Origin of the sequence: Burkholderia sp. HI2761 (assembly GCF_002223355.1) — a bacterium.
In the GTDB taxonomy this organism is placed as follows: Bacteria; Pseudomonadota; Gammaproteobacteria; order Burkholderiales; family Burkholderiaceae; genus Burkholderia.
Genome location: NZ_NKFN01000007.1, coordinates 1,450,711 through 1,472,969 on the forward strand (window position 1 = coordinate 1,450,711; position 22,259 = coordinate 1,472,969).

The 22,259-nt window shown below is 67.0% G+C and carries 26 protein-coding genes and 3 pseudogenes; 22 read left to right on the top strand and 7 right to left on the bottom strand.

The genetic code is table 11. The features are described from left to right. Positions 1-2: 2 nt before the first annotated feature. Entirely contained in the window at positions 3-1,061 is a 1,059-nt protein-coding gene (sctU, locus tag CFB46_RS24125; RefSeq protein WP_027782688.1) for a type III secretion system export apparatus subunit SctU, read from the bottom strand. Positions 1,062-1,437: 376 nt separating this feature from the next. Between sctU and CFB46_RS24130 the strand changes: the two genes are divergently transcribed. Next, on the top strand, positions 1,438-2,007 hold the full coding sequence (locus CFB46_RS24130) for an HrpB1 family type III secretion system apparatus protein (protein WP_089501520.1): 570 nt from the start codon (positions 1,438-1,440) through the stop codon (positions 2,005-2,007). 28 nt (positions 2,008-2,035) lie between these two features. Further along, entirely contained in the window at positions 2,036-2,434 is a 399-nt protein-coding gene (locus CFB46_RS24135; RefSeq protein ID WP_089501521.1) for a serine kinase, read from the top strand. Positions 2,435-2,452: 18 nt separating this feature from the next. Here the strand turns inward: CFB46_RS24135 and CFB46_RS24140 are convergent. Further along, positions 2,453-2,908: pseudogene (locus CFB46_RS24140) on the bottom strand (RNA-guided endonuclease InsQ/TnpB family protein); the annotation flags it as partial. Between the two features lie 121 nt (positions 2,909-3,029). On the opposite strand from CFB46_RS24140, the gene sctJ reads away from it, so the two are divergent. The 7 genes from sctJ (at position 3,030) to CFB46_RS24175 (ending at position 8,894) form a co-directional block, all read left to right on the top strand. Further along, complete coding sequence (gene sctJ / locus CFB46_RS24145) at positions 3,030-3,824, top strand: type III secretion system inner membrane ring lipoprotein SctJ (RefSeq protein WP_089501522.1); 795 nt, start codon at positions 3,030-3,032, stop codon at positions 3,822-3,824. Between the two features lie 49 nt (positions 3,825-3,873). After that, positions 3,874-4,632 (top strand): type III secretion protein HrpB4, encoded by a 759-nt coding sequence (locus tag CFB46_RS24150; RefSeq protein ID WP_256980669.1) that lies wholly within the window; start codon positions 3,874-3,876, stop codon positions 4,630-4,632. After that, positions 4,626-5,627, top strand: coding sequence for a type III secretion system stator protein SctL (gene sctL, locus CFB46_RS24155; protein WP_089501523.1), 1,002 nt, complete (start codon positions 4,626-4,628; stop codon positions 5,625-5,627). The genes CFB46_RS24150 and sctL overlap by 7 nt, the downstream gene beginning before the upstream one ends. A gap of 51 nt (positions 5,628-5,678) precedes the next feature. Further along, a complete protein-coding gene (gene sctN, locus CFB46_RS24160) occupies positions 5,679-7,070 on the top strand; it encodes a type III secretion system ATPase SctN (protein WP_089501524.1) in 1,392 nt (463 codons plus the stop codon). Positions 7,071-7,118: 48 nt separating this feature from the next. Next, complete coding sequence (locus tag CFB46_RS24165; protein ID WP_373558203.1) at positions 7,119-7,571, top strand: type III secretion system protein; 453 nt, start codon at positions 7,119-7,121, stop codon at positions 7,569-7,571. A 51-nt stretch (positions 7,572-7,622) separates the two neighbouring features. Further along, positions 7,623-8,429: a type III secretion system export apparatus subunit SctT gene (gene sctT, locus CFB46_RS24170; protein WP_089501526.1), complete on the top strand. Its 807-nt coding sequence runs from the start codon at positions 7,623-7,625 to the stop codon at positions 8,427-8,429. Positions 8,430-8,504: 75 nt separating this feature from the next. Further along, positions 8,505-8,894 (top strand): HrpB1 family type III secretion system apparatus protein, encoded by a 390-nt coding sequence (locus CFB46_RS24175; RefSeq protein WP_027782698.1) that lies wholly within the window; start codon positions 8,505-8,507, stop codon positions 8,892-8,894. A gap of 118 nt (positions 8,895-9,012) precedes the next feature. Here the strand turns inward: CFB46_RS24175 and CFB46_RS24180 are convergent. Then, positions 9,013-9,530, bottom strand: a pseudogene (locus tag CFB46_RS24180) (aldehyde reductase); the annotation flags it as partial. A gap of 37 nt (positions 9,531-9,567) precedes the next feature. On the opposite strand from CFB46_RS24180, the pseudogene CFB46_RS24185 reads away from it, so the two are divergent. The 12 genes and pseudogenes from CFB46_RS24185 to CFB46_RS24235 form a co-directional block, all read left to right on the top strand. Further along, positions 9,568-9,751, top strand: a pseudogene (locus tag CFB46_RS24185) (IS3 family transposase); the annotation flags it as partial. 137 nt (positions 9,752-9,888) lie between these two features. Beyond that, positions 9,889-10,050, top strand: a complete 162-nt coding sequence (locus tag CFB46_RS36050; RefSeq protein ID WP_179235107.1) for a hypothetical protein — start codon at positions 9,889-9,891, stop codon at positions 10,048-10,050. A 169-nt stretch (positions 10,051-10,219) separates the two neighbouring features. After that, positions 10,220-10,474 (top strand): response regulator transcription factor, encoded by a 255-nt coding sequence (locus CFB46_RS24190; protein WP_152777648.1) that lies wholly within the window; start codon positions 10,220-10,222, stop codon positions 10,472-10,474. A gap of 17 nt (positions 10,475-10,491) precedes the next feature. Next, positions 10,492-10,668: a hypothetical protein gene (locus CFB46_RS24195; protein ID WP_241241134.1), complete on the top strand. Its 177-nt coding sequence runs from the start codon at positions 10,492-10,494 to the stop codon at positions 10,666-10,668. 198 nt (positions 10,669-10,866) lie between these two features. Next, complete coding sequence (locus CFB46_RS24200) at positions 10,867-11,994, top strand: hypothetical protein (protein WP_218827935.1); 1,128 nt, start codon at positions 10,867-10,869, stop codon at positions 11,992-11,994. A gap of 161 nt (positions 11,995-12,155) precedes the next feature. Further along, complete coding sequence (locus tag CFB46_RS24205) at positions 12,156-13,856, top strand: S8 family serine peptidase (RefSeq protein ID WP_089501530.1); 1,701 nt, start codon at positions 12,156-12,158, stop codon at positions 13,854-13,856. 68 nt (positions 13,857-13,924) lie between these two features. After that, complete coding sequence (locus CFB46_RS24210; protein WP_089501531.1) at positions 13,925-14,584, top strand: hypothetical protein; 660 nt, start codon at positions 13,925-13,927, stop codon at positions 14,582-14,584. 34 nt (positions 14,585-14,618) lie between these two features. Then, entirely contained in the window at positions 14,619-15,677 is a 1,059-nt protein-coding gene (locus CFB46_RS24215; protein ID WP_227789604.1) for a hypothetical protein, read from the top strand. Then, positions 15,674-16,633: a bestrophin-like domain gene (locus CFB46_RS24220; protein ID WP_227789603.1), complete on the top strand. Its 960-nt coding sequence runs from the start codon at positions 15,674-15,676 to the stop codon at positions 16,631-16,633. The genes CFB46_RS24215 and CFB46_RS24220 overlap by 4 nt, the downstream gene beginning before the upstream one ends. Then, positions 16,620-17,162 carry a glycoside hydrolase family 19 protein gene (locus CFB46_RS24225; RefSeq protein WP_089501533.1) on the top strand — a complete coding sequence of 181 codons (543 nt, stop codon included), beginning with the start codon at positions 16,620-16,622 and terminating at the stop codon, positions 17,160-17,162. The genes CFB46_RS24220 and CFB46_RS24225 overlap by 14 nt, the downstream gene beginning before the upstream one ends. A 214-nt stretch (positions 17,163-17,376) precedes the next feature. Continuing rightward, entirely contained in the window at positions 17,377-17,862 is a 486-nt protein-coding gene (locus CFB46_RS24230; protein ID WP_089501534.1) for a hypothetical protein, read from the top strand. A gap of 284 nt (positions 17,863-18,146) precedes the next feature. Further along, on the top strand, positions 18,147-18,359 hold the full coding sequence (locus tag CFB46_RS24235; protein WP_080681281.1) for a hypothetical protein: 213 nt from the start codon (positions 18,147-18,149) through the stop codon (positions 18,357-18,359). Between the two features lie 59 nt (positions 18,360-18,418). Here the strand turns inward: CFB46_RS24235 and CFB46_RS24240 are convergent, their stop codons facing one another. The 3 genes from CFB46_RS24240 to CFB46_RS24255 form a co-directional block, all read right to left on the bottom strand. Continuing rightward, on the bottom strand, positions 18,419-18,844 hold the full coding sequence (locus CFB46_RS24240; protein WP_089501535.1) for an NUDIX hydrolase: 426 nt from the start codon (positions 18,842-18,844) through the stop codon (positions 18,419-18,421). Between the two features lie 217 nt (positions 18,845-19,061). Next, entirely contained in the window at positions 19,062-20,450 is a 1,389-nt protein-coding gene (locus CFB46_RS24245) for a nucleobase:cation symporter-2 family protein (RefSeq protein WP_089501536.1), read from the bottom strand. Between the two features lie 128 nt (positions 20,451-20,578). Next, positions 20,579-21,010: a LysR substrate-binding domain-containing protein gene (locus tag CFB46_RS24255; RefSeq protein WP_256980670.1), complete on the bottom strand. Its 432-nt coding sequence runs from the start codon at positions 21,008-21,010 to the stop codon at positions 20,579-20,581. Positions 21,011-21,032: 22 nt separating this feature from the next. Between CFB46_RS24255 and CFB46_RS24260 the strand changes: the two genes are divergently transcribed. Continuing rightward, the gene (locus CFB46_RS24260; protein WP_227789602.1) at positions 21,033-21,152 is read left to right on the top strand and encodes a hypothetical protein; all 120 of its coding nucleotides are present in this window, start codon (positions 21,033-21,035) and stop codon (positions 21,150-21,152) included. An 11-nt stretch (positions 21,153-21,163) separates the two neighbouring features. On the opposite strand, the gene CFB46_RS24265 is transcribed toward CFB46_RS24260, so the two are convergent. Continuing rightward, positions 21,164-22,141 (bottom strand): LysR family transcriptional regulator, encoded by a 978-nt coding sequence (locus CFB46_RS24265; protein WP_089501538.1) that lies wholly within the window; start codon positions 22,139-22,141, stop codon positions 21,164-21,166. Positions 22,142-22,259 lie beyond the last annotated feature (118 nt).

Below are 22,259 nucleotides of genomic sequence, written 5' to 3' on the forward strand. Positions count from 1 at the left end.
CACTACTCCGTGGTGGCGGTTTGAGGCGCGAGGCCGTCCACCCAGCGAAGAATCGCGGCGACGACTTCGAACAGTTCTTCGGGAATCGGCTGATTGAGCGGCACCTTGTGCAGCATGCGCGCGACGGGCGGGTTCGCGACGATGGGCACGCGCGCGTGCATCGCCTGCTGGCGCAGCCGCAGCGCCTGTTCGTCGAGGCCCTTGGCGAGGACGACGGGCAGCGGAAACTCCGCCGGGTCGTAGCGCAGCGCGACCGCGTAGTGAACCGGGTTGACCACGACGACGTTCGCGCGCGCGACACCGCCTTTCGGGCCTTCCTGCGACATCTCCCTGGCCATGCGCTTGCGCTCGCCCTTGAGTTCGGGGTTGCCTTCGCTCTCCTTGTGCTCGCGCTTCACCTCGTCTTTCGACATCCGGTTCTTGCGGATGAAGAGCCACTTCTGCAGCTTGTAGTCGAACGCGCCAATGACGACGAACACGCCGAGCGCGACCGCGACCACATGCATGAGCACGGACCACAGCACGCCAATCAACTGCGGTACCGACTGATCGAGCGCGCTCGCCACCACGGGCATCGCGCTTTTGATCGTCTGCCACATGACGGCGGCGAGAACCGCGGCCTTGCCGACCATCTTCGCGAGATCGATGGCCGAGTTCATCGAGAAGATGCGCTGAAAGCCGGACCCGGGGCTGACTGACGCAAGCTTCGGCATGACGGCTTTCAGCGAAAACTTGAGCCCCGTCTGGGGGGCGAGCGCGATGATGGCGGCGACGAGCGCAACGGCCGCGATCCCGCACAGCAGGCCGAGCGCCTGCAGGCCGATATGAACGAGGACGGTCCAGAGGTCCTGCAACTCGCGCTCGCCGTGGGTGAAATCGACCGCCTCCTTGACGATCGCGCGCAGCGTATCGGCCAGGTAATGCTGGCCCGCCGTCAGCACGAGCACGATCGAGCCGAGCGACGCGACTTCGACGAGGTCCGAGCTCTTCGCGACCTGGCCTTCCTCGCGGACTTTGTCCAGCTTCTTGTCTGTGGGCTCTTCGGTTTTCTCGTCGCTCATGACCGCTGTCCTTCGCTTGTCTCAGGCGCGCACCCGGGATGGGGCGGCCCGATGCAACGTTAGCGGCGCCGCGGTATCCGGCGCGATGGCGATGCGAAGCAAGGACGAGGGCTGCGAAGCGAGGCGGCGCGACGGCGCGTCGCTCGGGCGCAGGCCGCATGAGCAAGGCAACCCGCGTGGCGGCGGGCACGAGCGCAGACGTTCGCGGCAGCGGCACCGACCGGCGCCCATCGCATGCGGCGCTTCGCAATTCGTTGTGCGACTTCGTGCCCGGCAGGTGGCGCGCCCATCGCGTTGCGTAACTTAGCGTCAACGGAAGGCCACGCCTCATCGGGTGTGGCCCATCGGATCGAATCTGATTTCCTTGGGGGAAAGGATGGACGTTCTGAAGGATCGGCCGCAGTGCCCATCGGGAGTCGTCGGCGCGATCGTCGACCTGGTCAGGGTGGCAATGGCCCGCGCGGGCACGCCGGAGCAAGTCGATATCGACGATCTCGAGCACCTCGTCGAAGTACTGCATCTGCTGCGCCCGGATTCCGCCGAATTCGCGTTTTTCGACGGCTGGCTGCATATGGTGCGCGAGGAATGGAGCGAGGCCGAACGGCTCTTTCGCGATCTGGTCGAGCGCTCGGTCTGCCTGCCGGCCAGCAAGGGAATGTTGCTGCAGTGCCTGAAGGCCCGCCAGGAGTTCGGTTGGCAGGAGGAGGCCCGACACCTGCTGGAGGAAGGCGGCAACGAAGAGGTCGAACGGCTCGCGAAGGTTCTGCTCGCGAGCGAGGAGCTGAAGCAGGCGGTCGCGACCGCGAAGCGCACGGGCCGCTTCGTTGCGCCGGATTCCGCGCTCGCGTTCGAGAACGGAGCGCATGCCGAAGACGGCGAAGCGGTCGCGACGCCGTCGTCCTCATCCAGCGACATGCTGCTGACGATGCAGTACATGCGCGTCTGAGCCTGTTGCCCCTACCAGGAGAAACGAAATGAGCATCACGACTGCATCGCAACTCCAGTACGAACTGGCGCGCGTCACCGGCACGACGCCCGCGGCGCCGAATGCGGACGCGGTATCGCAGCCGCTCGTCGACAAATTCCAGGCGATGATGGCTTCGGAGCGCCAGCATGCGGCAGCCGTCCACCCGACCGAGCGCGCGGACCTCGTGGCGAAAGCAGTCGAGGAGCAGGCGGACTACTACCGGCAAGTGCCGAACGACGTGCTCTATATGACTCAGCACATGAGCGCGCTGTCGATGGAGCGCCTTGCCGCCGCCGACATGACCATCCAGCTCGAGATCGCAAGCCTGAATGCCGATCTGCAGGTGAAGATGGCAACCGTGCAGTCGTCGAAGGACGCCGTGCAGACGCTCATGAAGAACCAGTGACTTGACGTCCTCGTCTCCCTAAAGGGAGAGGATTCCCACACCTGGCGATGCACGTCCGCATCGGAGAATGTTCAACGCAGCGTTGGTATCTCGATCATGCTCGACACCGCAGTCACTACAGGCCCATTCTCTTACTCGCAGTCCCGCGATACCTTTCGGCCGCGTCGTGCTGTCTTTCGACCCGCACGACGAACAGGACTGGGTAGAACCGCTTTCGTCGACTTCCTCGAACGTGACTCCGTGCGCGATCGCTTTGTAGCGGAGCTTGTTTCGGAAGGACGACCAGGATGCGTCGTAGACGCTCTTCGCCATCCTGGTTCTGGCGAGCTTTGCGGCCGACACGTTGCCGACCGCGATGTAATCGAAACGCCGCACCAGATCGAGCGCGAGCTTATGCTGGAAATCGGCACGCGCATTCGCGACCTTGGCGTGCAGCTTCGCGATATGCCGCTTGTGCTTTCGCGCCCGTTGCGCGACTTCACGCGGTAGCGGTAGACAAGGATCATGTCGGTGATCCTAACCCGTGGAAGAAGCTGTCTGTCAACAGCAATCCTTTCCTCCCCGTTCTGAAGGACGGGGTTTCTCGGAGCAACTGATGAAACCGAACCTCATGCCTTCGAAGCTGCCCTCCGCATGGCGGCTCGTCGCGGTGGCGGCGCTCGTGCTGTCGCTTGCAGCCTGCAAGCAAGAGCTCTACGGGCAATTGACCGAAAGCGACTGCAACGAAATGGCGGCCGCGCTGCTGATGTCCGGCGTCGACGCGCAAAAGAGCACGCCCGATGGCGGCAAGACCTGGTCGGTCAGCGTCGACGAAAAGCAGATCGTGCATGCCGTGGAAGTGCTGCGCGCACGCGGCCTGCCGCGCAAGAAATTCGACGACCTCGGCTCGCTGTTCAAGAAGGACGGGCTCGTTTCCACGCCGACCGAGGAGCGCGTGCGCTTCATTTACGGTTTGTCGCAGGAACTCGACGACACGTTGTCGAAGATCGACGGCGTGGTCGTGGCGCGCGTGCAGATCGTGCTGCCGAACAACGACCCGCTCGCACAGTCGGTCAAGCCGTCGTCCGCATCGGTCTTCATCAAGTACCGGCCCGACGCGAATCTCGAGCGGATGACGCCGGCGATCAAGAACCTGGTCGTGCACAGCATAGAGGGGCTGACCTACGATCAGGTCAGCGTGACGAGCGTGCCGGCCGATGCGCTCGATCCACCTGCCCACCCGCACCGCCAGGATGGCTGGGTGGTCTATGCGGGCGGCGCGCTCGGCGTGCTGCTGTTGATGATCGCCGGCGGCTTCGCGCTCTTGCGCGGCAACCTGCTCAAGGGCGGCGGCGGACTTGCGGGCCTGCTCGCGCGCCGGGCGGGGCGTGCGGCGAAGGCGCCGGCATGACCTTCGATCCGAACGGGCGCATGGCCGGCATGGCAAGCACGGTGAGCAGATGATGAGCGCATACGACGCAGCCGATGCATACGACGCAGCCGCCGACAGCGTTGCCGCCCCGAACGGCGAGACGCCGGCGGCCGTGGCGGCGAGACTGGCCGCCTACCATCGGCGCCGGCGTACGCTGTTCGACTGGATGCATCCGACGTGCCTCGCACGCGTGCCCTGTGCGGACCGGCTCGGCGCATGCAGCCCCGCGCAGGCCGAGGCGCTTGCCGATGCGCTGCTCGACGAATGGGGCATGCCCGCGCCGCCGCTTGCCGCGTTCAACGCGCCGGAAACGGCGCTTGCCTTGCTGCCGGCGCACGATTGTCTGACCGTGTTCCGCTTGCGCGCGCTCGTGGAGCAGGCGGAGCCATTGCGCGCCTGGATCGACCGGCCGCGTCGCGAGAAGTTGACGGGCTGGATCGGGGCGCGCGGCGTCAATCTGCTCTTCGCGCGCGGACGCGAGCTTGCTGGCGATGCGCGCTCGCTCGCCGCGCGCGCACGCCACGCGGCATCGGTCATGCAAGCGCCGCTCGACGCGGCCGATGGCGATGCCCTCGCGTGGCTGGGTTTTCGGCTGTTCGAGCGCGACTGCCGATGGGCGCCGGGTAGTCCGCTCGCGATCCTGCGGTTGGCCATGCCGGCGCGCGACGACGGGGGTGCGTTGTCGTCCCCTTCGTTGCCGCTGTCACGACCGTCTTCGGAAGGCGCGAGCCCGAGCCTTTCGATCGTCTCGCAACTGCCCGACTTGTTTCCGGAGGGGTCATGGTGATCTGGTTACGCAATCCGCAGGCCGAAGGCACGGACCTCGGCGTGGGCGTCGAAGGCGACATCCTGCGTCATGAACGCGTCGCGGCGATCGTCGAGATCGATGCGGCGTACGCCGAGATGCGCCGGCAATGCGACGAGGCGCTGGACGCGGCACGCGCCCAGGCCCGCATGCTGCTCGACGAAGCCCGCGCCCGCGCGGACGAGCTCGTCGAGCGTGCCCTGCGCGAGTTCGCGCAAGCGGCCGAGCGGGGCTACGACGACGGTTTGCGGCGGGGGCTGACCGATTGGCACGAACGCGCGGCGGCCGCGCACGCCGAAGCCTGCCGGCTCGCGCCCGGGCAGCAGGACCGGCTGGCCGGGCTGGTGACGCTGGCGGTCGAGCAGATCGTCGCGTCGGTGGATCCCAAGGCGCTTTTCGCGCGCGCGGCCGCGACGGTCGAGCGGATCGTCGCCGACGGCAGCCCCGTTCATCTGCGTGTTCATCCGTCGGATCTGGCCGCGGCGAGGGCGGCCTTCGACGAAGCGGCCGCGGCGTGGCGCGAGGCCGGGCTCTCCGTGCGGCTGTGCGTGGCGGCCGACGCGACGCTTGCGCCCGGCGCATGCGTCGCCGAAACCGACCTGGGCGCGATCGACGCGAGCTTGTCGCTGCACTTGGCGGCGATGCGCGGCGCCCTGGCGCGCGCGGTGCGAAGCGTGGAGGAGGACTGCTGGCGCGAGGCGCCGAATGCGCGGCCTGGCGACGACGCACCAGCCGTCGACGCGCAGGCTTGTGTCGCGGGCAACGCCGAGGCGCCGATCGGCGAGTACGCCGTCGCAGCCGGCGAGGGCTTGGCGGACCCGGATGCGCACGCGGACGACGGCGGCGATGGCGACGACGACATCGGCGACGAAGCAGGTTGGCAAGACGATGCCGCGGCCCTGCAAACGGCGGGCGACCCGCGCGACGAGCGTTGGGCCGATGCCGCGTATGCCGACGCCGGCGCGATGTCCATTTGAACCGGCCTTCGAGCGGCACATGGAAGAAGACATGACAAGGAAGGGAGCGCCATGATCGACAGCGCGGACGATTTCGGAACCGACGAAGCGAGCGGGGTGCGCATCGCGCAGCCACGGGCCGGACGCGGCTTTTCGGCGCTGATGGATGCGATGGAGCGCGAACTGCGCGCCCGCGCACAACCCGCGGCATGCGGCAAGGTGCAGGAAGTGATCGGCACGCTCGTACGCGTATCGGGGCTCGACGCGACGCTCGGCGAGCTGTGCGAGCTGCGCTCGCCCGACGGCGCGTTGCTGCAGCGTGCCGAGGTGGTCGGCTTCTCGCGCGACGTCGCGCTGCTCTCGCCGTTCGGCAGGCTCGGCAGCGTGTCGCGCGCGACACGCGTGGTGGGACTCCGGCGTCCGCTTTCGCTGCGCATCGGCCCCCGCCTGCTCGGCCGCGTGATCGACAGCCTGGGCGAGCCGATCGACGGCAAGGGGCCGCTCGAATGCGACGAGTGGCAGCCCGTCATCGCCGATCCGCCCGATCCGATGTCGCGGCCCGTCGTCGATACCCCGATGCCGACGGGCGTGCGCGTCGTCGACGGCATGATGACGCTGGCCGAGGGCCAGCGCATGGGCATCTTCGCGCCGGCTGGCGTCGGCAAGAGTACGTTGATGGGCATGTTCGCGCGCGGGGCGCGCTGCGACGTCAACGTCATCGCGCTGATCGGGGAACGCGGCCGCGAAGTGCGCGAATTCTGCGAGCACATTCTCGGGCCCGACGGAATGGCCCGCTCGGTCGTCGTCTGCGCGACGTCGGATCGCTCGTCGATCGAGCGCGCGAAGGCCGCTTACGCGGCAACGGCGGTGGCCGAATACTTCCGCGACCGCGGCATGCGTGTGCTGCTGATGATGGATTCGCTGACGCGCTTTGCGCGCGCGCAGCGCGAAATCGGCCTGGCGATGGGCGAGCCGCCGACGCGGCGCGGCTTTCCACCGTCGATCTTCGCGGAGCTGCCGCGGCTGCTGGAGCGCGCGGGCCGCTCGGAGCACGGCTCGATCACCGCCCTTTATACCGTGCTGGCCGAGGACGAATCGGGCGGCGACCCGATCGCCGAGGAAGTACGGGGCATTCTCGACGGCCACATGATTCTTTCGCGCGAGATTGCGGCACAGAACCGCTATCCGGCGATCGACGTGCTCGGCAGTCTGTCGCGCGTGATGACGCAGGTGGTGCCGCGCGAGCACGTGGCGGCGGCGGGGCACGTGCGGCGGCTGATGGCCAAGCACAAGGAGGTCGAACTGCTGCTGCAGGTGGGCGAGTATCAGAGCGGCACCGATGCGCTGGCCGACGAAGCCATTGCGAAGATCGACGCGATTCGGGCTTTCCTCGGCCAACCGACCGATCTGCTCGTCGACCCGGGCGACACGCTCGCGGCCCTCGACGAGATCGTGCAGTCCTGACGCCGGAGGCAAGCGATGAAAGACCGCCGCGTTGCCGCGTTCGAGCGCGTGCTCGCGCGTCGCCGTCAGCTCGATCGCAAGCTCAATGCGGCGCTGGGCGGTTTGCGCGGCGAGCTGCAGGGGCTCATGGACGCGTTGGAGGAAAGCCGCGCGGCGGTGCGCGCGCATGCGGCCGGGCTCGCCGCGCACGATGGCAAGATCGACGCGATGCTCGGCGGCGTTTCCTTCCGGGCCGACGAGTATCTGAAGCTGCGCGAATTCCGGGCGCACGCGGCCGAGCAGCACGCGATGCTCGAGGCCCGGGCGGCGCAGGCCGGGCAGGCGCTGGCGGCGAAGGAGGCGCAGATCGGGGCGCTGCGCACGGAGATCCTGCGCAACCGTGCCCGCATCGACATCTACGGCAAGCGGCGCGACACGCTCGTCAAGGCCATCGAGCTCGCGATCGAGGACGCGCAGGACGAGGAAACATCGGAGAGCCGGCGGCCCAACCCGGCGTTTTGAAGCGGCGAGCGCGCTCGCCAGCCGGCATCCATTGAACGACAGGCGACTGAAATGAGCGAGATTACATTCGCATCGATCGAATCGAGCCACCAACTGGTCAGGTTTCTGATCGTGCTGGGCCTTTGCAGCGAACGATTGATGGTCCTGATGATGATTTTTCCACCGACGTCCGACAACGTCGTGCAAGGCCGCGTGCGCACCGCGCTGGCGCTGCTGTGGGGCAGCTTCATCGCCTACGGGCAACGCGGCCTGCTCGAGCAGGGGGAGGCGATGATCCTCGTGGGCATCGGGTTGAAGGAGGCGCTGATCGGCGTCGGCCTTGGCTTCGCGGCGTCGACGGTGTTCTGGGCCGCCGAAAGCGTCGGCACGTACGTCGACGATCTGACCGGTTTCAATCAACTGCAGATGCAGAACCCGAGCCAGGGGCAGCAGACGTCGCTGACTTCCACGCTCCTGAGCCAGTTCGCGATCGCGGCGTTCTGGTGTCTGGGCGGCATGACGTTCCTGCTCGGCGCGATCTACGAATCGTATACCTGGTGGCCGCTTGCGAACCTCACGCCGGCCGGGGGGGCGGTACTCGAATCGTTCGTGCTGGTGAAGACCGACTCGCTGATGGAAATGGTGGCGAAGCTCGCCACGCCGATGATGCTGATGCTGCTGCTGATCGATATCGGCTTCGGCTTTACCGGAAAGGTGTCGCAAAAGCTCGATCTGCCGTCGCTGGCGCAGCCCGTGAAAGGCGCGCTCACGATCCTGATGCTCGCCCTGATGGCGGCGATTTTCATCGATCAGGTACGCGATCAGCTGTCGCTCGTGGGCATCGCGGCCGAGGCGAAGGCGCTCGCGAGCGGCAAGTGAAACGCGCTGAATGCGCGAGCGGGCGCAAATATGCGTTCGTCGGTGGCGATTGGCTGAAAAAGCCTGGAGAAGAACATGATCGAGACGTTGAGCGACAACGTGATCGTTACGGGGATGATGGACGTGCTCTGGGCTGGCGCGGCGCTGGATACGTTTTCGGACGTTCAGGACCTGCTCGATGCGATGGCGGTGCTGCGTCCCGGGAACGGCGAAATGCGCGAGGTGCTGGCTTGGTGGCATGTGCGTGCACGCGCCTGGGGCGAGGCGCTGAGCGAATTGCGCCGGGTGGAGCGCGATGGCACGCTGTCGTCGCGCGGCATGGCGCTCGCGGCTGTCTGTCGTTACGCGCTTGGCGATGCATCGTGGCGTACCTATGCCTACGCGGCGGCGTACAAATCCGACGACCCGATGGCGACGCGCACCGCCCAGGCGCTGCTCGCAGCGCCCGCGATCGGGCGCGGATAGGTGCCACTGAACCCTGAAACGTGCGTCGACACGCTGATGCCGCGCCCGGCGCGATGGGGCGCGGGCGAACTAGCCACGGCCTGCTTCGCCATGCACCGGCAGGTAGGCGGTGCGGGTGCTATCGCCGGCTGGCATCACGCAGCAGCCCGAGGCGCACGAGGCTTTCGGCCGTGGCGACAATGGCGTCCTCGCGCGGACGGGGCGACCAGTCGAGCAAGCTGATGGCCTTCTGGCTGGTAGCGTTCGGATTGCGGCCGAGCAGCGGCAGCGATCCTCGCAGCGCGGGATCCCTGAGCGCACCGATGCGCACCAGCCAGTCGGGCAGCACGCGGGTCGACACATGGCGCGCAGCGTCCCCCATGCGCGCTTTGAGCACTTGCGCGACTTCGGCGAGCCACATGCTTTCGCCGGCAATGGCAATGAAGCGCTCGCCGTTCGCGGCTTCGTGGGTCATGGCGCGCACGTGCAGGTCGGCGGCATCGCGCACGTCGACGAAACCGGAATTGATTCGCGGATTGCCAGGCTGGCCGTCCAGCATGCCCCGGATCAGGCGGATGGATGCGAATAGTCGTCGCCGAGCACGGGCCCGAGAACCGTCACCGGATTGATCGCGGACAGTTGCATGCCGCGTCCTTCCGGTGACGTCGCGTGATGACCGTCAATCGAGGCCGACGACGCGGCCGCAGTCGAGGAAATTCGCCGGGTCATCGGCGATTCTCCCGGCTACGGGCATCGCCGGGCGTGGGACTGTTGTGCAATATCGTCCCGCTCGGCCTCGACCCCGACGTCGCCACGGTGGCAAGGTGGCCGTCGTGCGTAGCAGTCAGCGATGGTGTTCGGACGGCTTCGAGTTCCGCGTTGCGACAACCGGATCGCTTTCAATCGTCGGATTCGATGTCGCCATTTTGTAACGATTGCGCGAAAATTTCTATTTTGTTTTTAATAGAGTAAATAATAAACAAAAATATAAATTCACTAATGAAATGGAAATTGAATGCATGCGACGTCGGTCGATTCAATCAGTGATATCAATCATCATGAGAAATCGAGTGGTGAGCGTATGATGCAGGCTCACGATCGCCCGGAATTCAAATGGTCGGCACACGGCGGGTCTCACGATCCTGCGACCGAAAATAATCAAAAAATCGGTTTGTAATGGGCGACCCGAAAATAACAAAGCATTTCCAAGCGCATCCACCTTGGTATGTCGCGTGCATCAGGAGAGATGTCCGGTCGCCCGTGAGGTTGTCGTGAATATTCAAAGGAGACCGCCGCTCCCGTGACAAAGAAGGGGATGCCCTTTCAATTGTCGACGGGGATCCATATTGAAACTCACCGCACGTGAGACAGTCGTGTTGAGCCTGATTTCGCGAGGCCTCACCGACCATGAAATCGCGGCCGAACTGTCCATTTCCGTCTATACCGCGCGCAAGCATCGCGAAAATCTCCTCAATAAATTCGGCGTCAGGAAATCGGCGGAGCTGACCATGCGTTATTTCACGCTTTTTCCTGATGTGCTCAAAAAAACGGTCCTCAGCCTCATCCTGACCCGTTCTCGTCGCGCGAGCGCGAGATCCTGAACCTGCTCGCCGCCGGCATGAGCGACAAGCAGGTCGCTCGCGCGCTCGGCATCAGCGACCAGACCGCCCGCAAGCATCGCGCACATCTTCTCGGCAAGACCGGCTCGCCCAACATCTGCGCGCTCCTCCATACGGCCGTGCTGTCCGGCTGGCTCACCGCTCCTTCTCCCGTCACCGAGCCCGGCTCGCCGTAGCGAGACGCATACCGCATTTGCCGTATGGAACCGACAGGATCCGACTCGCAGAATCGATCTGCCGATTCGTCCGATGTTTCCGCCGACCCAAACGTAGCGGAGCGATGGATGCGTCGACGGCCGGCATGTCGACGGCGCACACGACGCAGGGCCTGCGAGTCGTGCTCCGACTGATTCCTCTTCATTAAGGATTCGAAAATGACTCATGTACACCATGCATTGCCGGGGGTTCCGCACGCGGTCTCGGGATATGTTCCGGCTTACGCGACGACGGTTGCGCAAGGGGAGTTCGCGCCGCAGGGCATCGGCGGCGCGGTCATCGGCACGGCCGCGCCGGTGCTCGGCGAGCTGCTCGGCCGGCTCGGCGGCCTGCTGCCGTTCGCCGCGCAGCCGCAGGCGGCGTTCGCGCCGCAAGGCGTGTTCGGCGACATCCTGAAATCGGTCGCGCCGACGGTCGGTACGGTCGCCGGGCAACTGGGCGGGCTGCTGCCGTTCTCGGTCCATCCGCAGGCAGCATTCGCGCCGCAGGGTATCGGCGGCGCGGTGATCGGCACGGCCGCGCCGGTACTCGGCGAACTGCTCGGCCGGCTCGGTGGGCTGCTGCCGTTCTCGGCTCAACCGCAAGCGGCGTTCGCACCGCAAGGCGTGTTCGGCGACATCCTGAAGTCGGTCGCGCCGACGGTCGGTACGGTCGCCGGGCAACTGGGCGGGCTGCTGCCGTTCTCGGTCCAGCCGCAGGCGGCGTTTGCACCGCAAGGTATCGGCGGCGCGGTGATCGGCACGGCCGCGCCGATGCTCGGCGAATTGCTCGGCCGGCTCGGTGGGCTGCTGCCGTTCTCGGCTCAACCGCAAGCGGCGTTCGCACCGCAAGGCGTGTTCGGCGACATCCTGAAGTCGGTCGCGCCGACGGTGGGTACGGTCGCCGGGCAACTGGGCGGGCTCCTTCCGTTCTCGGCCCAGCCGCAGGCGGCGTTTGCACCGCAAGGCATCGGCGGCGCGGTGATCGGCACGGCCGCGCCGGTGCTCGGCGAACTGCTCGGCCGGCTCGGTGGGCTGCTGCCGTTCGCCGCGCAGCCGCAAGCGGCGTTCGCACCGCAAGGTGTGTTCGGCGACATCCTGAAATCGGTCGCGCCGACGGTGGGTACGGTCGCCGGGCAACTGGGCGGGCTCCTTCCGTTCTCGGCCCAGCCGCAGGCGGCGTTTGCACCGCAAGGCATCGGCGGCGCGGTGATCGGCACGGCAGCCCCGGTACTCGGCGAGCTGCTCGGCCGGCTCGGCGGCCTGCTGCCGTTCGCCGCGATCCCCGCCCAGCCGGCATACCACTGACCTGTCGCGACGGTAGACCTGCGCCACCCGCGGCCTCCGCGGTGGCGTACCCGACGGACGCGCGTCGCGCACCGACCCGATCGTTTCGGGATGCGCGTCCGTCGCTTGCGACCGACTGACCCACGGCGTGGCTCGAGTGTCGCGCCACGAAGGAGATTGCGATGGATAAGGACAAGAAGCCCGCCGCCGCGAAGGCGGCTGCCGTGCCGACGGATGATGCCGCCGCACCGGCTGTCGTGCCGCCCGATTCGGCCGACGAAGCGGTTCATGTGACGAGCGGCAAGCGCCAGTACCTGATTGCGCCCCGGCGCGGCGTGCTCGCTCGCCAGGCCGCGGTGACGCCGATGTCGGCACACGACCTCGACAATGCGGTCGGCCGACTGCCCGGCGTCGAAGTCGTTCGCGTGATCAACAGCCACAAGAACGCGCAGATGATGTCCGCGCGGCCCGACGAGGCGACCGACACGTACGTCGTCAAGATGGACCCCGCACACGCGCAGCTGCTGCAGGCGACGGCGCCGCCGGAAATGATCGTCGAGGAGGACCATCCGCTCGGCTACGGGAAAAAGCCGCAACCGGAGTCCGGCGCCGAGCTTCGTCCGCAGGCGGCGATTGCGTCGACCATCCTGCGCCCGGTGACGGTCCGCGTGCTGGGTGCGGACGATCAACCCCAACCCGGCGTTCCGGTGACGATCACGGGCGACGGCTTCCCGGTGAGCGGCACGACCGACGCGCGCGGCGAAACGACGCTGGTCGTCGCGCAGATGGCGCCCGGTCCGCTCCAGTCGCTGGCGGTGCGGCCGTCGCACACGTACTGGAATGTCCACCTGTCGGCGCCGCTGCTGTCGAGCGATCAGGCGAATGTGGTGCGCCTTACGCCGTTGTCGCAGCCGAACCCGAACGTGCCGCCGCATGCTCCCTTCGGGTGGGGGCAGCGCCTGATGGGCCTCGACGAGCTTCCCGCCACGGCGACGGGGCGCGGTGTCCGCGTCGCGATCGTCGATTCGGGGGCGGACGCGTCCCATCCGCTGCTGAACCATATCGTGCGCGGCGTCGATCTGACCAACGATCAGAACCCGGATACGTGGAAGGACGACGCGATCGGCCACGGATCGCATTGCGCGGGCGTGATCGCCGCGCGCATCAGCCCGCAGGCTGCCGACGCGCAGATGGCGATGCGCGGCTTCGCGCCCGACGCGGAGATTCATGTGCTGAAGATCTTTCCCGGCGGCCAGTTCAGCACGCTGATCCAGGCGCTCGACTATTGCATCGATCACGACATCGACGTCGTGAACCTGAGCCTGGGCGCACCGCAGGCGTCGCTCGCGGTCGAGCAGAAGCTGATGGAGGCCGTGCAGTCCGGCGTCGCATGTATCGTCGCGGCCGGCAATTCGGGCGGACCTGTCCAGTACCCGGCGTCGTCGCCGTACGTGCTCGCGGTGTCGGCGCTGGGACTGCATCGCGAGTTGCCCGTCAATACGTGGGAGCAAACGCAGATCGTCGCGCAGGCTGCGACGGCCGAAGGCCTCTTCTCGCCGACGTTCTCGTGCCACGGCCCGCAGATCGGCGTGTGCGGACCGGGCGTGGGTGTCGTATCGACGGTGCCGGGCGCGGCGTTCAACGCCGAATCCGGCACGTCGATGGCGGCGCCGCACATCACGGGGCTCGCGGCGCTGCTGGTGAGCGATCCGCAGATCGCCGGCCATCTCGGGCCGCGCAGGCCGGAGCGCGTCGCCGCGCTGTTTCAGCTGATCCGGATGATCTGCACGCCGATCGTTCAGTACGACGTCACGAACCGCTTCGGCGCTGGCCTGCCGCGCTTCCAGAACCTTCGGCAGCTGTTGCAGCAGGCAGGCCGCTGACGGCGAGCGAGCCGCGCCGGCCGATTCGTCGACCGGCGCAAATCGTCACACACGAGGAGAACCACATCATGTCGACCCTGTTGCGCATGACCCGGGCTGCCTGCGTCGCCAGCCTGATTCTGACCGGAGCCGGCGCGCACGCGCAGGACTGGACACTGGCGCTGTCCTGGAAGCTCGGTACGTGCGTCGGCGGCGATGGCGCCCAGACGTGCACGGCAGGCCAGCCGCCGTCGGTGCGCCAGGCCGCCGACGGCGCGCCGATCCGGATCACGGCGATCGGCCTGTATACGCCGCGGCGCGATTGCGACGCGGCGCCGGTGCCGGCCGGCACGCTGTCCGACGATGCCGCGCCGTATATCGCGCCCGCGAGCGCCGACGACTTCCAGCAGCACTGGAATCGCTACGGAAGCTGCACCGGGTACGCGCCCGCCGGTTATGCCGCCGAGCTCGCCGCCATGGCGCGTGCGGTCGGCCTCACGAATCTCGGCCGCTACCTCGGGGAGCATGACAACAAGGTGGTGCCGCTCGACGAGTTGAAGAACGCGCAACTGCATGATTTCTTCCTCGGCGCGGACAAATCCGTGCAGTTCCTGTGCACGCCCGACGGACGGCTCGCGGAAGTGCGCTACCGGCTGCGCGACTGGTCCGACGTGTTCGTGTATCGCGACAAGGGCGGGATGCTCGTCGCGGCGCAGGGCGGCAATTGCGGCGCCGAAGTGCGGCTGTAGCGCACGTTGCGAGCCGACACGCTGGGGAGTCGACATGGAAACGCATCGTTCGTGGTTCAGGACAGCAATGGACGCACCGCCCGAAGCGGACGGTGCGAACGCGGCCTCGCCGAGGCCCGATCTGGTCGGGCAGTTGCTGATCGAATGCAACGCGATGGCGCGCTACGCGCTGCAGCACGGGATTGCGGTTGCGCCGGATCTGATCGCGCAATTGTCGATGCTGATGGCCGCGGTATCGCATGGCGCGGCCGATACCGCGGCGACTGAGGCGTCGTCCGTGCACAGCGCATCGTATGCGCTTGCCGCAATTCATCGCCGGCTGGCGGTTGCAATCGCGCCGGCGACGCCGCAGGCCATCACGCTGCTCGACCGCGAACTGCGCGTCCGCTCGCGCTTCGCTTGGCTCGGCCCCGTTCCGCTGATTCGCGCGCTGACGCTTGCCGCCGCGACGTTCCTCGTCGCCGTGATCGCGACGTCGCTGTCGCCGGAAGTGTCCGTCGCTAACATCGACCAGGGGTTTCTCGATTCGCACGGCACCCAACTGCTGTGGAATGCGCTGTTCCTGTTGTTCTGCGCGGGGCTCGGCGCGTCGTTTGCGACGCTGTTCCAGGCTCACCGCTACGTCGCGAATTCGACCTACGACCCGAAGTACGACGCGTCGTACGGTGCGCGGCTGATTCTCGGCGTGATCGCCGGCTTGATCCTGGTCGAGCTGCTGCCGCCGCACCTGTACGACAGCGGCAGCATGCGCAGTTTCGGCAAGCCTGCGCTGGCGATGCTCGGCGGGTTTTCGGCGACGGCCGTGCATCGGCTGCTGCACCGGCTCGTGGAGACGCTCGAGACGCTCGTGCGCGGCGATACCGCAGCCGCCGCGCAGGCGACGTTCGAAGCGCATCGCGCCCATGCGGCGACCGAGCGCGTGCAATGGCAAAGCGAACTGGCGGCGGACCTGCTGCGGCTTCAGCAATCGCTTGAAGCGGGGATGCCGCCCGATGCGATCAAGCAGCGGCTCGCCGAATTCACGCGCGCGATGCTGTCGGCGGACGTGCCGCAGGCGGCACGTCGCGACGGCGCAAGCGCAATCGGGGAATGACCATGCTCTTTCTTTACAACTGGCCGTCGTGGCTAATGGGGCTGCTCATCGTGATCGCAACCGCGTCGGCCGCACTGGGCGGCTATGCGCTGTTCCGGCGCATCCTGCCCGTCGACCTGGTGCCCGAGCAGCGGGCGATGGCGATCACGATGGTGTCGGTCATCACGACGATCAACTCGTTGCTCATCGCGTTTTCGGCAATCAGCGTGTGGGACGCCTACAACGGCGCGGAGCACACCGTCGAGGCGGAGGCGACCGCGGCCGGCGAACTGTCGCGCGATCTCGCCGCGTTCGGCGACCCGGTCGCGGATGCGGCACGGGGGGCGCTGCGCGTCTATCTCGACGGCGTCGTCCGTGACGAGTGGCCGAAGATGCAGCAGCAGGCGAGTGCCGATGCCCAGACGGCGGCCCGTTTCGATCGCCTGTTTGACCTGGCGAACCGGATCGAGCCGCGCAGCGAGCGGCAGCGCGTGCTGCTCGGCGAGGTGCTCGCGCGTGCGAACGAAATGGCGAAGCATCGCGAACAGCGCCTGCTGACGCTCGACGCCGCGATGCCGGGCACGCTGTGGGGCGTGGTGGTGCTCACGAGCGTCCTGTCGTTTCTGCTGCTCTACATCCTGCCGGGCACGCGTTTCAACATCGCGCTCGTGACAAGCTGGGCGCTCACGCTCGGCCTCGCGTTCTTCTTCGTGCTGGCCGTCGACCGTCCGTTCGCGGGCGAAGTCAGCGTCAGGCCCGAGCCGCTGCGCGCGATCGTCGCTGCGATGGACGGGCAATCGCGGCGTAGCGGGGCGGCCGCGCCGCGCGACGTGCCGGCGTTGCCGCGCAGTCGGCGGCGAACTCGCGCGGACGACGCAGCCGTGGCGTCCGCCTCGACCATTTCCCCACCGCCGGGCGAGCGCACCGCGAGCCTGCCTGATCAGATGCCGCAAGGAGACCACGATGACATTCGATGAATTCCGGGCCGCCGCCGCCGTATCCGCCGCGCTCGCGCAACGCTGGCATCCGGCGCTTGCCGCCGCGATGGCCGAGTTCGGTATTTCGACGCCTGCGCGCATGGCGGCGTTCGTCGCGCAAACCGGTCACGAGACGCTCGGCTTCACGCTCACGCGCGAACTGTGGGGGCCGACAGCCGCGCAGCGCGCGTATGAGCCGCCCGCGCGCAAGGCTGCCGAGCTTGGCAACGTTCAGCCGGGTGACGGCAGGCGCTTCCTTGGACGCGGGCTCATCCAGATCACCGGGCGTACGAACTATCGCGAATGCGGCAACGCGCTGGGTGTCGATCTCGAACGCGAGCCGGAATGGCTCGAGCACGAACCGCTGGCCGCGCGTTCGGCGGCCTGGTGGTGGGCGCGGCACGGCTGCAACGCGATCGCCGACTCGGGCGATTTCGTGTCGCTGACGAGACGCATCAACGGCGGCGTCAACGGACTCGAGGACCGGATGCGCCGATGGGCGGTCGCGAAGCAGGCGATGTGTCTGTGAGCGTGCGGTATGCGGTGAAGCATGACCAACCAACGGAGGGCAAGATCATGACAACGTGAATCTGAACGGAGTGCCCCTACGCTTTTTATACTGCATATGCGCAGTGCAGGCATGAGCTGCTTTCCGCCAGCAGGGCGTCGCGCTGATGCGATGCCTCGCCTGCAGCTCGACACCTTGCCTCTGCAAACCCAATAATTTGTTAGGATCACATATCATGACATTCACTCCACAAACACGTAAACATCTTGGCTATGACGATCAGGCGCAAAACTGGCTTGACGAGACGATCGGTAATGTCGTCATCGACCGCCCGGTGAGCAACCCTCGTTACAGCAAGACGGATGGGGACAACAACGGCTCGCTGAAGCACTACGTTCCGTACAACTGGATCATGAAGAATATTGCGGACAACCATGTCATTGGCCACACGAGAAGGACCGTCGTCGCCAATGTTTCCGCGCTGTTGGGTCGGATAGGGCTGCCGGCGCTCGGTCAGCCGACCAATCCGGTCGATTTTGATACATCGATTCGCGACAGCGTCTATGCGATCTGTGACTGGGAGGAAAACCTGTTCAGGTCGGCATCGTCGGGCGACGCGCGCGGGACAAGGCTCGATGTCCCCAATGATCCCGGCGTGCTTGCGCGGGTCCAACAGGCGCGAACCGCGCTGGGCGGTCTGGCAAATCCGCCGCTTCAATGAGACGAGGTTGCCGGCGTCGTCACCGCGCCATTGGCGCGCCGGCAACTCACGACGCGGCGGCTCGACTGCGCGGGAAGGACGATGACTGCCACCGCTCCCCATCGGCAGCACCGGGTTGAACGCGAAGCAGTTGCGCGATCCAAACCGTGCTCACGGTCGAGATTGGAAAAACTTGATCGGTAAAAGCACTGAAACGCAGTGATTTTTTTCCCGGCTATAGTGGAATGGCTGGTCAGGGGTGCGGTACCGATGCTGGCCAGGTCATGACCGTAGAAGGGTGCTGTATGCAAAACAAAATCGACAAGACCGTCGGACCGATCTGGGGTGTAGCAGCAGGATTGCTTCTTGCTGGTGCAGGATTGAGTCTGGGTATTTTCCCGGCGGCGTTGCGCAGCTCGGGCAGCGCAAACGACTTCATGGCGTCAGGCGCCGCGATGCTGGGCATCTTCCTCGTCGTCTATTCCACACGCGAACTGCGAAGAAAGCGCGCGCATTGAGCGTTCGCGCGCCGCTGATTCACGACAATCGACTCGAGCCAGGCGACGGCTCGGGGGCGCTACGCGTTGCGGATTTCGTGGTTGTAGACGAGTTCGACGATTCGCTTCGTCGGAATACTCGCGCGCAGACGGTCGACACTATCGATCGGAAACCACTTGCATTTCTCGATCTCGTTGCTCGCTTGCGGCGTCTGGTCCGGCCCGACTTCCGCGAAGAACACGTGATGAATCTTCGCGAGCCCGGTGAACTGCATCGAGTACACCAGATCCTGGCCGGTCATGCCGGTTTCTTCGCACAATTCGCGATGCGCGGCTTCGAGCGGTGTTTCCCCGCGCTTGATCGTGCCGCCGGGAAGGGCCCAGCGCGACGCGGCACGCGTGACGAGCAACACGCGCGCGTCTCGATAGCAGACGACGGTCGCGCGTTCCTTGATCGGAACGGCAGTCGTTTGGGGGGCTTGGTCGGGCGCGAGGGTTTGGGGCATGCCGCGATTCTAACCAGCACAAATCGATCGGCCAAGGCGGCCTGACGCGGTTTGACGATTGATTGCCGCCGATGCGTGGTCGGTACGCTACGTGCACGTCCAATGCACAAGGCCGGCGGCGGGGCCGTGCGCCGGACTGCCGATGCCGTTTGGCACGACGACCGGCCCGGCCCGTCCCGCGCGCCACGTCGTCATGCGGTTCGCGCCGCGATTGCCTTTACTTCTTTTCCGGCAGGAACCAGTTCATCACGAGCGCGCAGATACCGCCCGTCGCCACGCCCGATTCCAGCACGTTCTTCAGTGCATGCGGCAGGCTGTTCAGAATGTCCGGCACCTGCGACACGCCGAGGCCGAGCGCGAGCGACACCGCGATGATGAGCAGCGCGCGACGATCGAGGTGGACGCCCGCGAGGATATTGATGCCCGACGCGGCCACCGCCCCGAACATCACCATCGCCGCGCCGCCGAGCACGGGCTCGGGCACGGCCTGCAGCACGCCGGCGACGACCGGGAACAGGCCGAGCACCACCAGCATGCCCGCGATCCAGATACCGACGTGGCGGCTCGCGACGCCGGTGATCTGGATCACGCCGTTGTTCTGCGCGAATACCGAGCTCGGGAACGTATTGAACACGCCGGCCAGCAGCGAATTTGCCCCGTTGACGAGCACGCCGCCCTTGATGCGCTGCATCCACACCGGCCCTTCGACCGGCTCGTTCGAGATCTTGCTGGTGGCCGTCACGTCGCCGATCGCTTCGAGCGACGTGACGAGATAGATGATCAGCATCGGTACGAACAGCGCCCACGAGAAGCCGATGCCGAAGTGCAGCGGCGTCGGCACCTGGAACAGCGCGGCCTGGTGCATGCCGGTGAAGTCGAGGCGACCGAGGAACGCGGCCGCGCAGTAGCCGATCGCGAGCGCGATGACGAGCGCGGTGCTGCGCACCCAGACGACCGGCACGCGGTTCAGCAGGATGATCGTGCCGAGCACGAGGCCCGACAGCGTGAGGTTCTCCGCGCTCGCGAACGTGCCCTTGGCCATCGCGCCGTAGCCGCCGCCCATGCTGATGAGGCCGACCTTGATCAGCGTGAGGCCGATCAGCAGCACGACGATGCCGGTGACGAGCGGGGTGATCAGGCGCTTCACGAACGGCAGGATGCGCGACACGCCCATCTCGACGAACGACCCCGCGATCACGACGCCGAAGATCGCGGCCATCACGGTCTCGACCGGCGTGCCCTGCTTGACCATCAGGCTACCGCCGGCGATCAGCGGGCCGACGAAGTTGAAGCTGGTGCCCTGGACGATCAGCAAGCCGGCGCCGAGCGGGCCGAAGCGCTTGCACTGGACGAAGGTGGCGATGCCGGAAATCACCAGCGACATCGACACGATCAGGGTCGTATCGCGGCTGGACACGCCGAGCGCCTGACAGATCAGCAGGCCCGGCGTGACGATCGGCACGATGATCGCCAGCAGGTGCTGCAGCGCGGCAACGAAGGCGATCATCGGCGCCGGCCGGTCGTTCGGGCCGTAGACGAGGTCGCGGGCCGATTCTGCGGCGTCGGCGCCGTGGGAGGCGGATGGGGCGGAGGAGGCGGGTTGCATGGCGAGCGGGCCGGACAAGGTGGAAAGTGCGGCATTTTAGCCGAAGGGCCTGCCGGCGCCGTCGCGCCGGCCCGCAATGGTGGAGATTCGGCGGCGCGCAGAAAGGAAGCCGGATTGGCGCCCGGCGATCAGCGCATGGGCTGCGTGGCGATCGCGGTTGGCGTCGCGATGGCGCGGAACCCGGGCAGTTCCGGAATGCGCTGCGCCATGAACTGAAGGAACGTGCGGGTCCGTAGCGGCAGATGCCGGCGCGACGCGTACACGAGATGCAGCGTGTGCGACGGCATGTGCCACTTCGGCAGCAGCCGGACGAGTCGCCCGGCGTCCACCAGATCCTGGACCAGCCACGCCGGTGCGCTGCCGACCGCGTGGCCGGCCAGGAAGCATTCGCGCAGCGCGATCGAACTGTTCACGCGATACCGGCCGCGTACCGCGACGCCCACCTTCTCGTCGCCCCGCGCGAAGGTCAGATCGCTGCCGATGATGTCCGCGCGGGCGTAGCCGACATACTCGTGCTTCGCGAGATCTTCCGGACGGCGGATCCCCGGTGCCTGCGCCACATACGCGGGCGCCGCCGCGGCGTTGCCGGGCGGCCGCGTCGGCTGTGCCGACGAAGTCGGGGAAGCGATCGCGTTCCTGCTGGGCAACCGCTTCATGAATGGCGAAATCCTGCACATCGATGGCGGCGGTCGGCTGGTCTGAGCCGCGTGACGTCAGCCGGCGGCGCGTGCGCCCGTGCCGCGCGCCGTGGCGCGTGGCGGGCGGGCATCCGGATACGCGCGCTGGCAGACGGCGATGACCGTGTCGCGCAGGCGGCGATGCACGGGGTCGCCGTGCATGCGCGGATGCCACAGCGCGGACACCAGGATCGATGGCAGGCGGACCGGGATCTCGAAACTGCGTAGCCCGAGGGCTTCGGTGAGCCCGGGCGAGCATGCGTTGCCGAGGCTCGAGCGCGGCACCAGCGCGATCAGGTCGGTGCTGGCCGCGACACGCATCACGTCCGGATAGCCCGGCACGACGACGTGCACGGCGAGGCCCGGGTCGGTCTCGCCGGTCGAGCCGTCGGCCGGCCCGCCGAAATCGCCGAACTGGGCCGCAATGACGTGACGGCAGGCTGCATAGCGCGCGCGCGTGATACGGGCCGACGCGAACAGCGGATGCCCGGCGCGCGCCACCGCGACGTGCCAGTCGTGAAAGAGCATGCGCGTGTGCAGTTCGGGTGCGTCGTCGCCGCGCTTGCCGATTTCCAGGTCGACCGTGCCGTCGCGCAGCGCTTGCGGATCGCGGCCGAGCTTCGGGACGAAGCGAATCCGCACGTGCGGCGCGACGTCGGCCAAGGCGGCGACGACCGGGCCGGCCAGCATTTCCATGAACGATGCGGCCGCCCGGATGGTGAACGTGGCCGTGAGCGTCGCGAGGTCGACGTCGGCGGCCGCCGGCCGAAGCACGGCGCGCGCGTCGCTCGCGACGGCATGCACGCGATCGCGCAATGAGGCTGCGTGCGGCGTCGGCACGAGCTTGCGCCCGGCGCGCACGAGTAGTAGGTCGCCGGTCGCGATGCGCAGCCGCGTGAGCGTGCGGCTCATCGCCGATGTGCTCAGGCCCAGCCGGCGCGCGGCGCCGGTCACGCTGCCTTCCGACAACAGCACGTCGAGGGCGGTGACGAGGTTCAGGTCGATGTCTTCCATGGGGACAGGATACGCCATCATGCGGTTTGACATGGCGTCTGGTGCAATGATGGATTGCATTCGGTGCGTCTGGCGCATGTCGTGGTGCACGCCTATAGTGAGCGCATGACGAAACACG

What these genes read in the sequence shown, in the direction of transcription:
- sctU (WP_027782688.1), bottom strand. Translation starts at nt 1,061, where the DNA reads ATGAGCGACGAGAAAACCGAAGAGCCCACAGACAAGAAGCTGGACAAA.
- CFB46_RS24130 (WP_089501520.1), top strand. Translation starts at nt 1,438, where the DNA reads ATGGACGTTCTGAAGGATCGGCCGCAGTGCCCATCGGGAGTCGTCGGC.
- CFB46_RS24135 (WP_089501521.1), top strand. Translation starts at nt 2,036, where the DNA reads ATGAGCATCACGACTGCATCGCAACTCCAGTACGAACTGGCGCGCGTC.
- sctJ (WP_089501522.1), top strand. Translation starts at nt 3,030, where the DNA reads ATGAAACCGAACCTCATGCCTTCGAAGCTGCCCTCCGCATGGCGGCTC.
- CFB46_RS24150 (WP_256980669.1), top strand. Translation starts at nt 3,874, where the DNA reads ATGATGAGCGCATACGACGCAGCCGATGCATACGACGCAGCCGCCGAC.
- sctL (WP_089501523.1), top strand. Translation starts at nt 4,626, where the DNA reads ATGGTGATCTGGTTACGCAATCCGCAGGCCGAAGGCACGGACCTCGGC.
- sctN (WP_089501524.1), top strand. Translation starts at nt 5,679, where the DNA reads ATGATCGACAGCGCGGACGATTTCGGAACCGACGAAGCGAGCGGGGTG.
- sctT (WP_089501526.1), top strand. Translation starts at nt 7,623, where the DNA reads ATGAGCGAGATTACATTCGCATCGATCGAATCGAGCCACCAACTGGTC.
- CFB46_RS24175 (WP_027782698.1), top strand. Translation starts at nt 8,505, where the DNA reads ATGATCGAGACGTTGAGCGACAACGTGATCGTTACGGGGATGATGGAC.
- CFB46_RS36050 (WP_179235107.1), top strand. Translation starts at nt 9,889, where the DNA reads ATGCATGCGACGTCGGTCGATTCAATCAGTGATATCAATCATCATGAG.
- CFB46_RS24195 (WP_241241134.1), top strand. Translation starts at nt 10,492, where the DNA reads ATGAGCGACAAGCAGGTCGCTCGCGCGCTCGGCATCAGCGACCAGACC.
- CFB46_RS24200 (WP_218827935.1), top strand. Translation starts at nt 10,867, where the DNA reads ATGACTCATGTACACCATGCATTGCCGGGGGTTCCGCACGCGGTCTCG.
- CFB46_RS24205 (WP_089501530.1), top strand. Translation starts at nt 12,156, where the DNA reads ATGGATAAGGACAAGAAGCCCGCCGCCGCGAAGGCGGCTGCCGTGCCG.
- CFB46_RS24210 (WP_089501531.1), top strand. Translation starts at nt 13,925, where the DNA reads ATGTCGACCCTGTTGCGCATGACCCGGGCTGCCTGCGTCGCCAGCCTG.
- CFB46_RS24215 (WP_227789604.1), top strand. Translation starts at nt 14,619, where the DNA reads ATGGAAACGCATCGTTCGTGGTTCAGGACAGCAATGGACGCACCGCCC.
- CFB46_RS24220 (WP_227789603.1), top strand. Translation starts at nt 15,674, where the DNA reads ATGACCATGCTCTTTCTTTACAACTGGCCGTCGTGGCTAATGGGGCTG.
- CFB46_RS24225 (WP_089501533.1), top strand. Translation starts at nt 16,620, where the DNA reads ATGACATTCGATGAATTCCGGGCCGCCGCCGCCGTATCCGCCGCGCTC.
- CFB46_RS24230 (WP_089501534.1), top strand. Translation starts at nt 17,377, where the DNA reads ATGACATTCACTCCACAAACACGTAAACATCTTGGCTATGACGATCAG.
- CFB46_RS24235 (WP_080681281.1), top strand. Translation starts at nt 18,147, where the DNA reads ATGCAAAACAAAATCGACAAGACCGTCGGACCGATCTGGGGTGTAGCA.
- CFB46_RS24240 (WP_089501535.1), bottom strand. Translation starts at nt 18,844, where the DNA reads ATGCCCCAAACCCTCGCGCCCGACCAAGCCCCCCAAACGACTGCCGTT.
- CFB46_RS24245 (WP_089501536.1), bottom strand. Translation starts at nt 20,450, where the DNA reads ATGCAACCCGCCTCCTCCGCCCCATCCGCCTCCCACGGCGCCGACGCC.
- CFB46_RS24265 (WP_089501538.1), bottom strand. Translation starts at nt 22,141, where the DNA reads ATGGAAGACATCGACCTGAACCTCGTCACCGCCCTCGACGTGCTGTTG.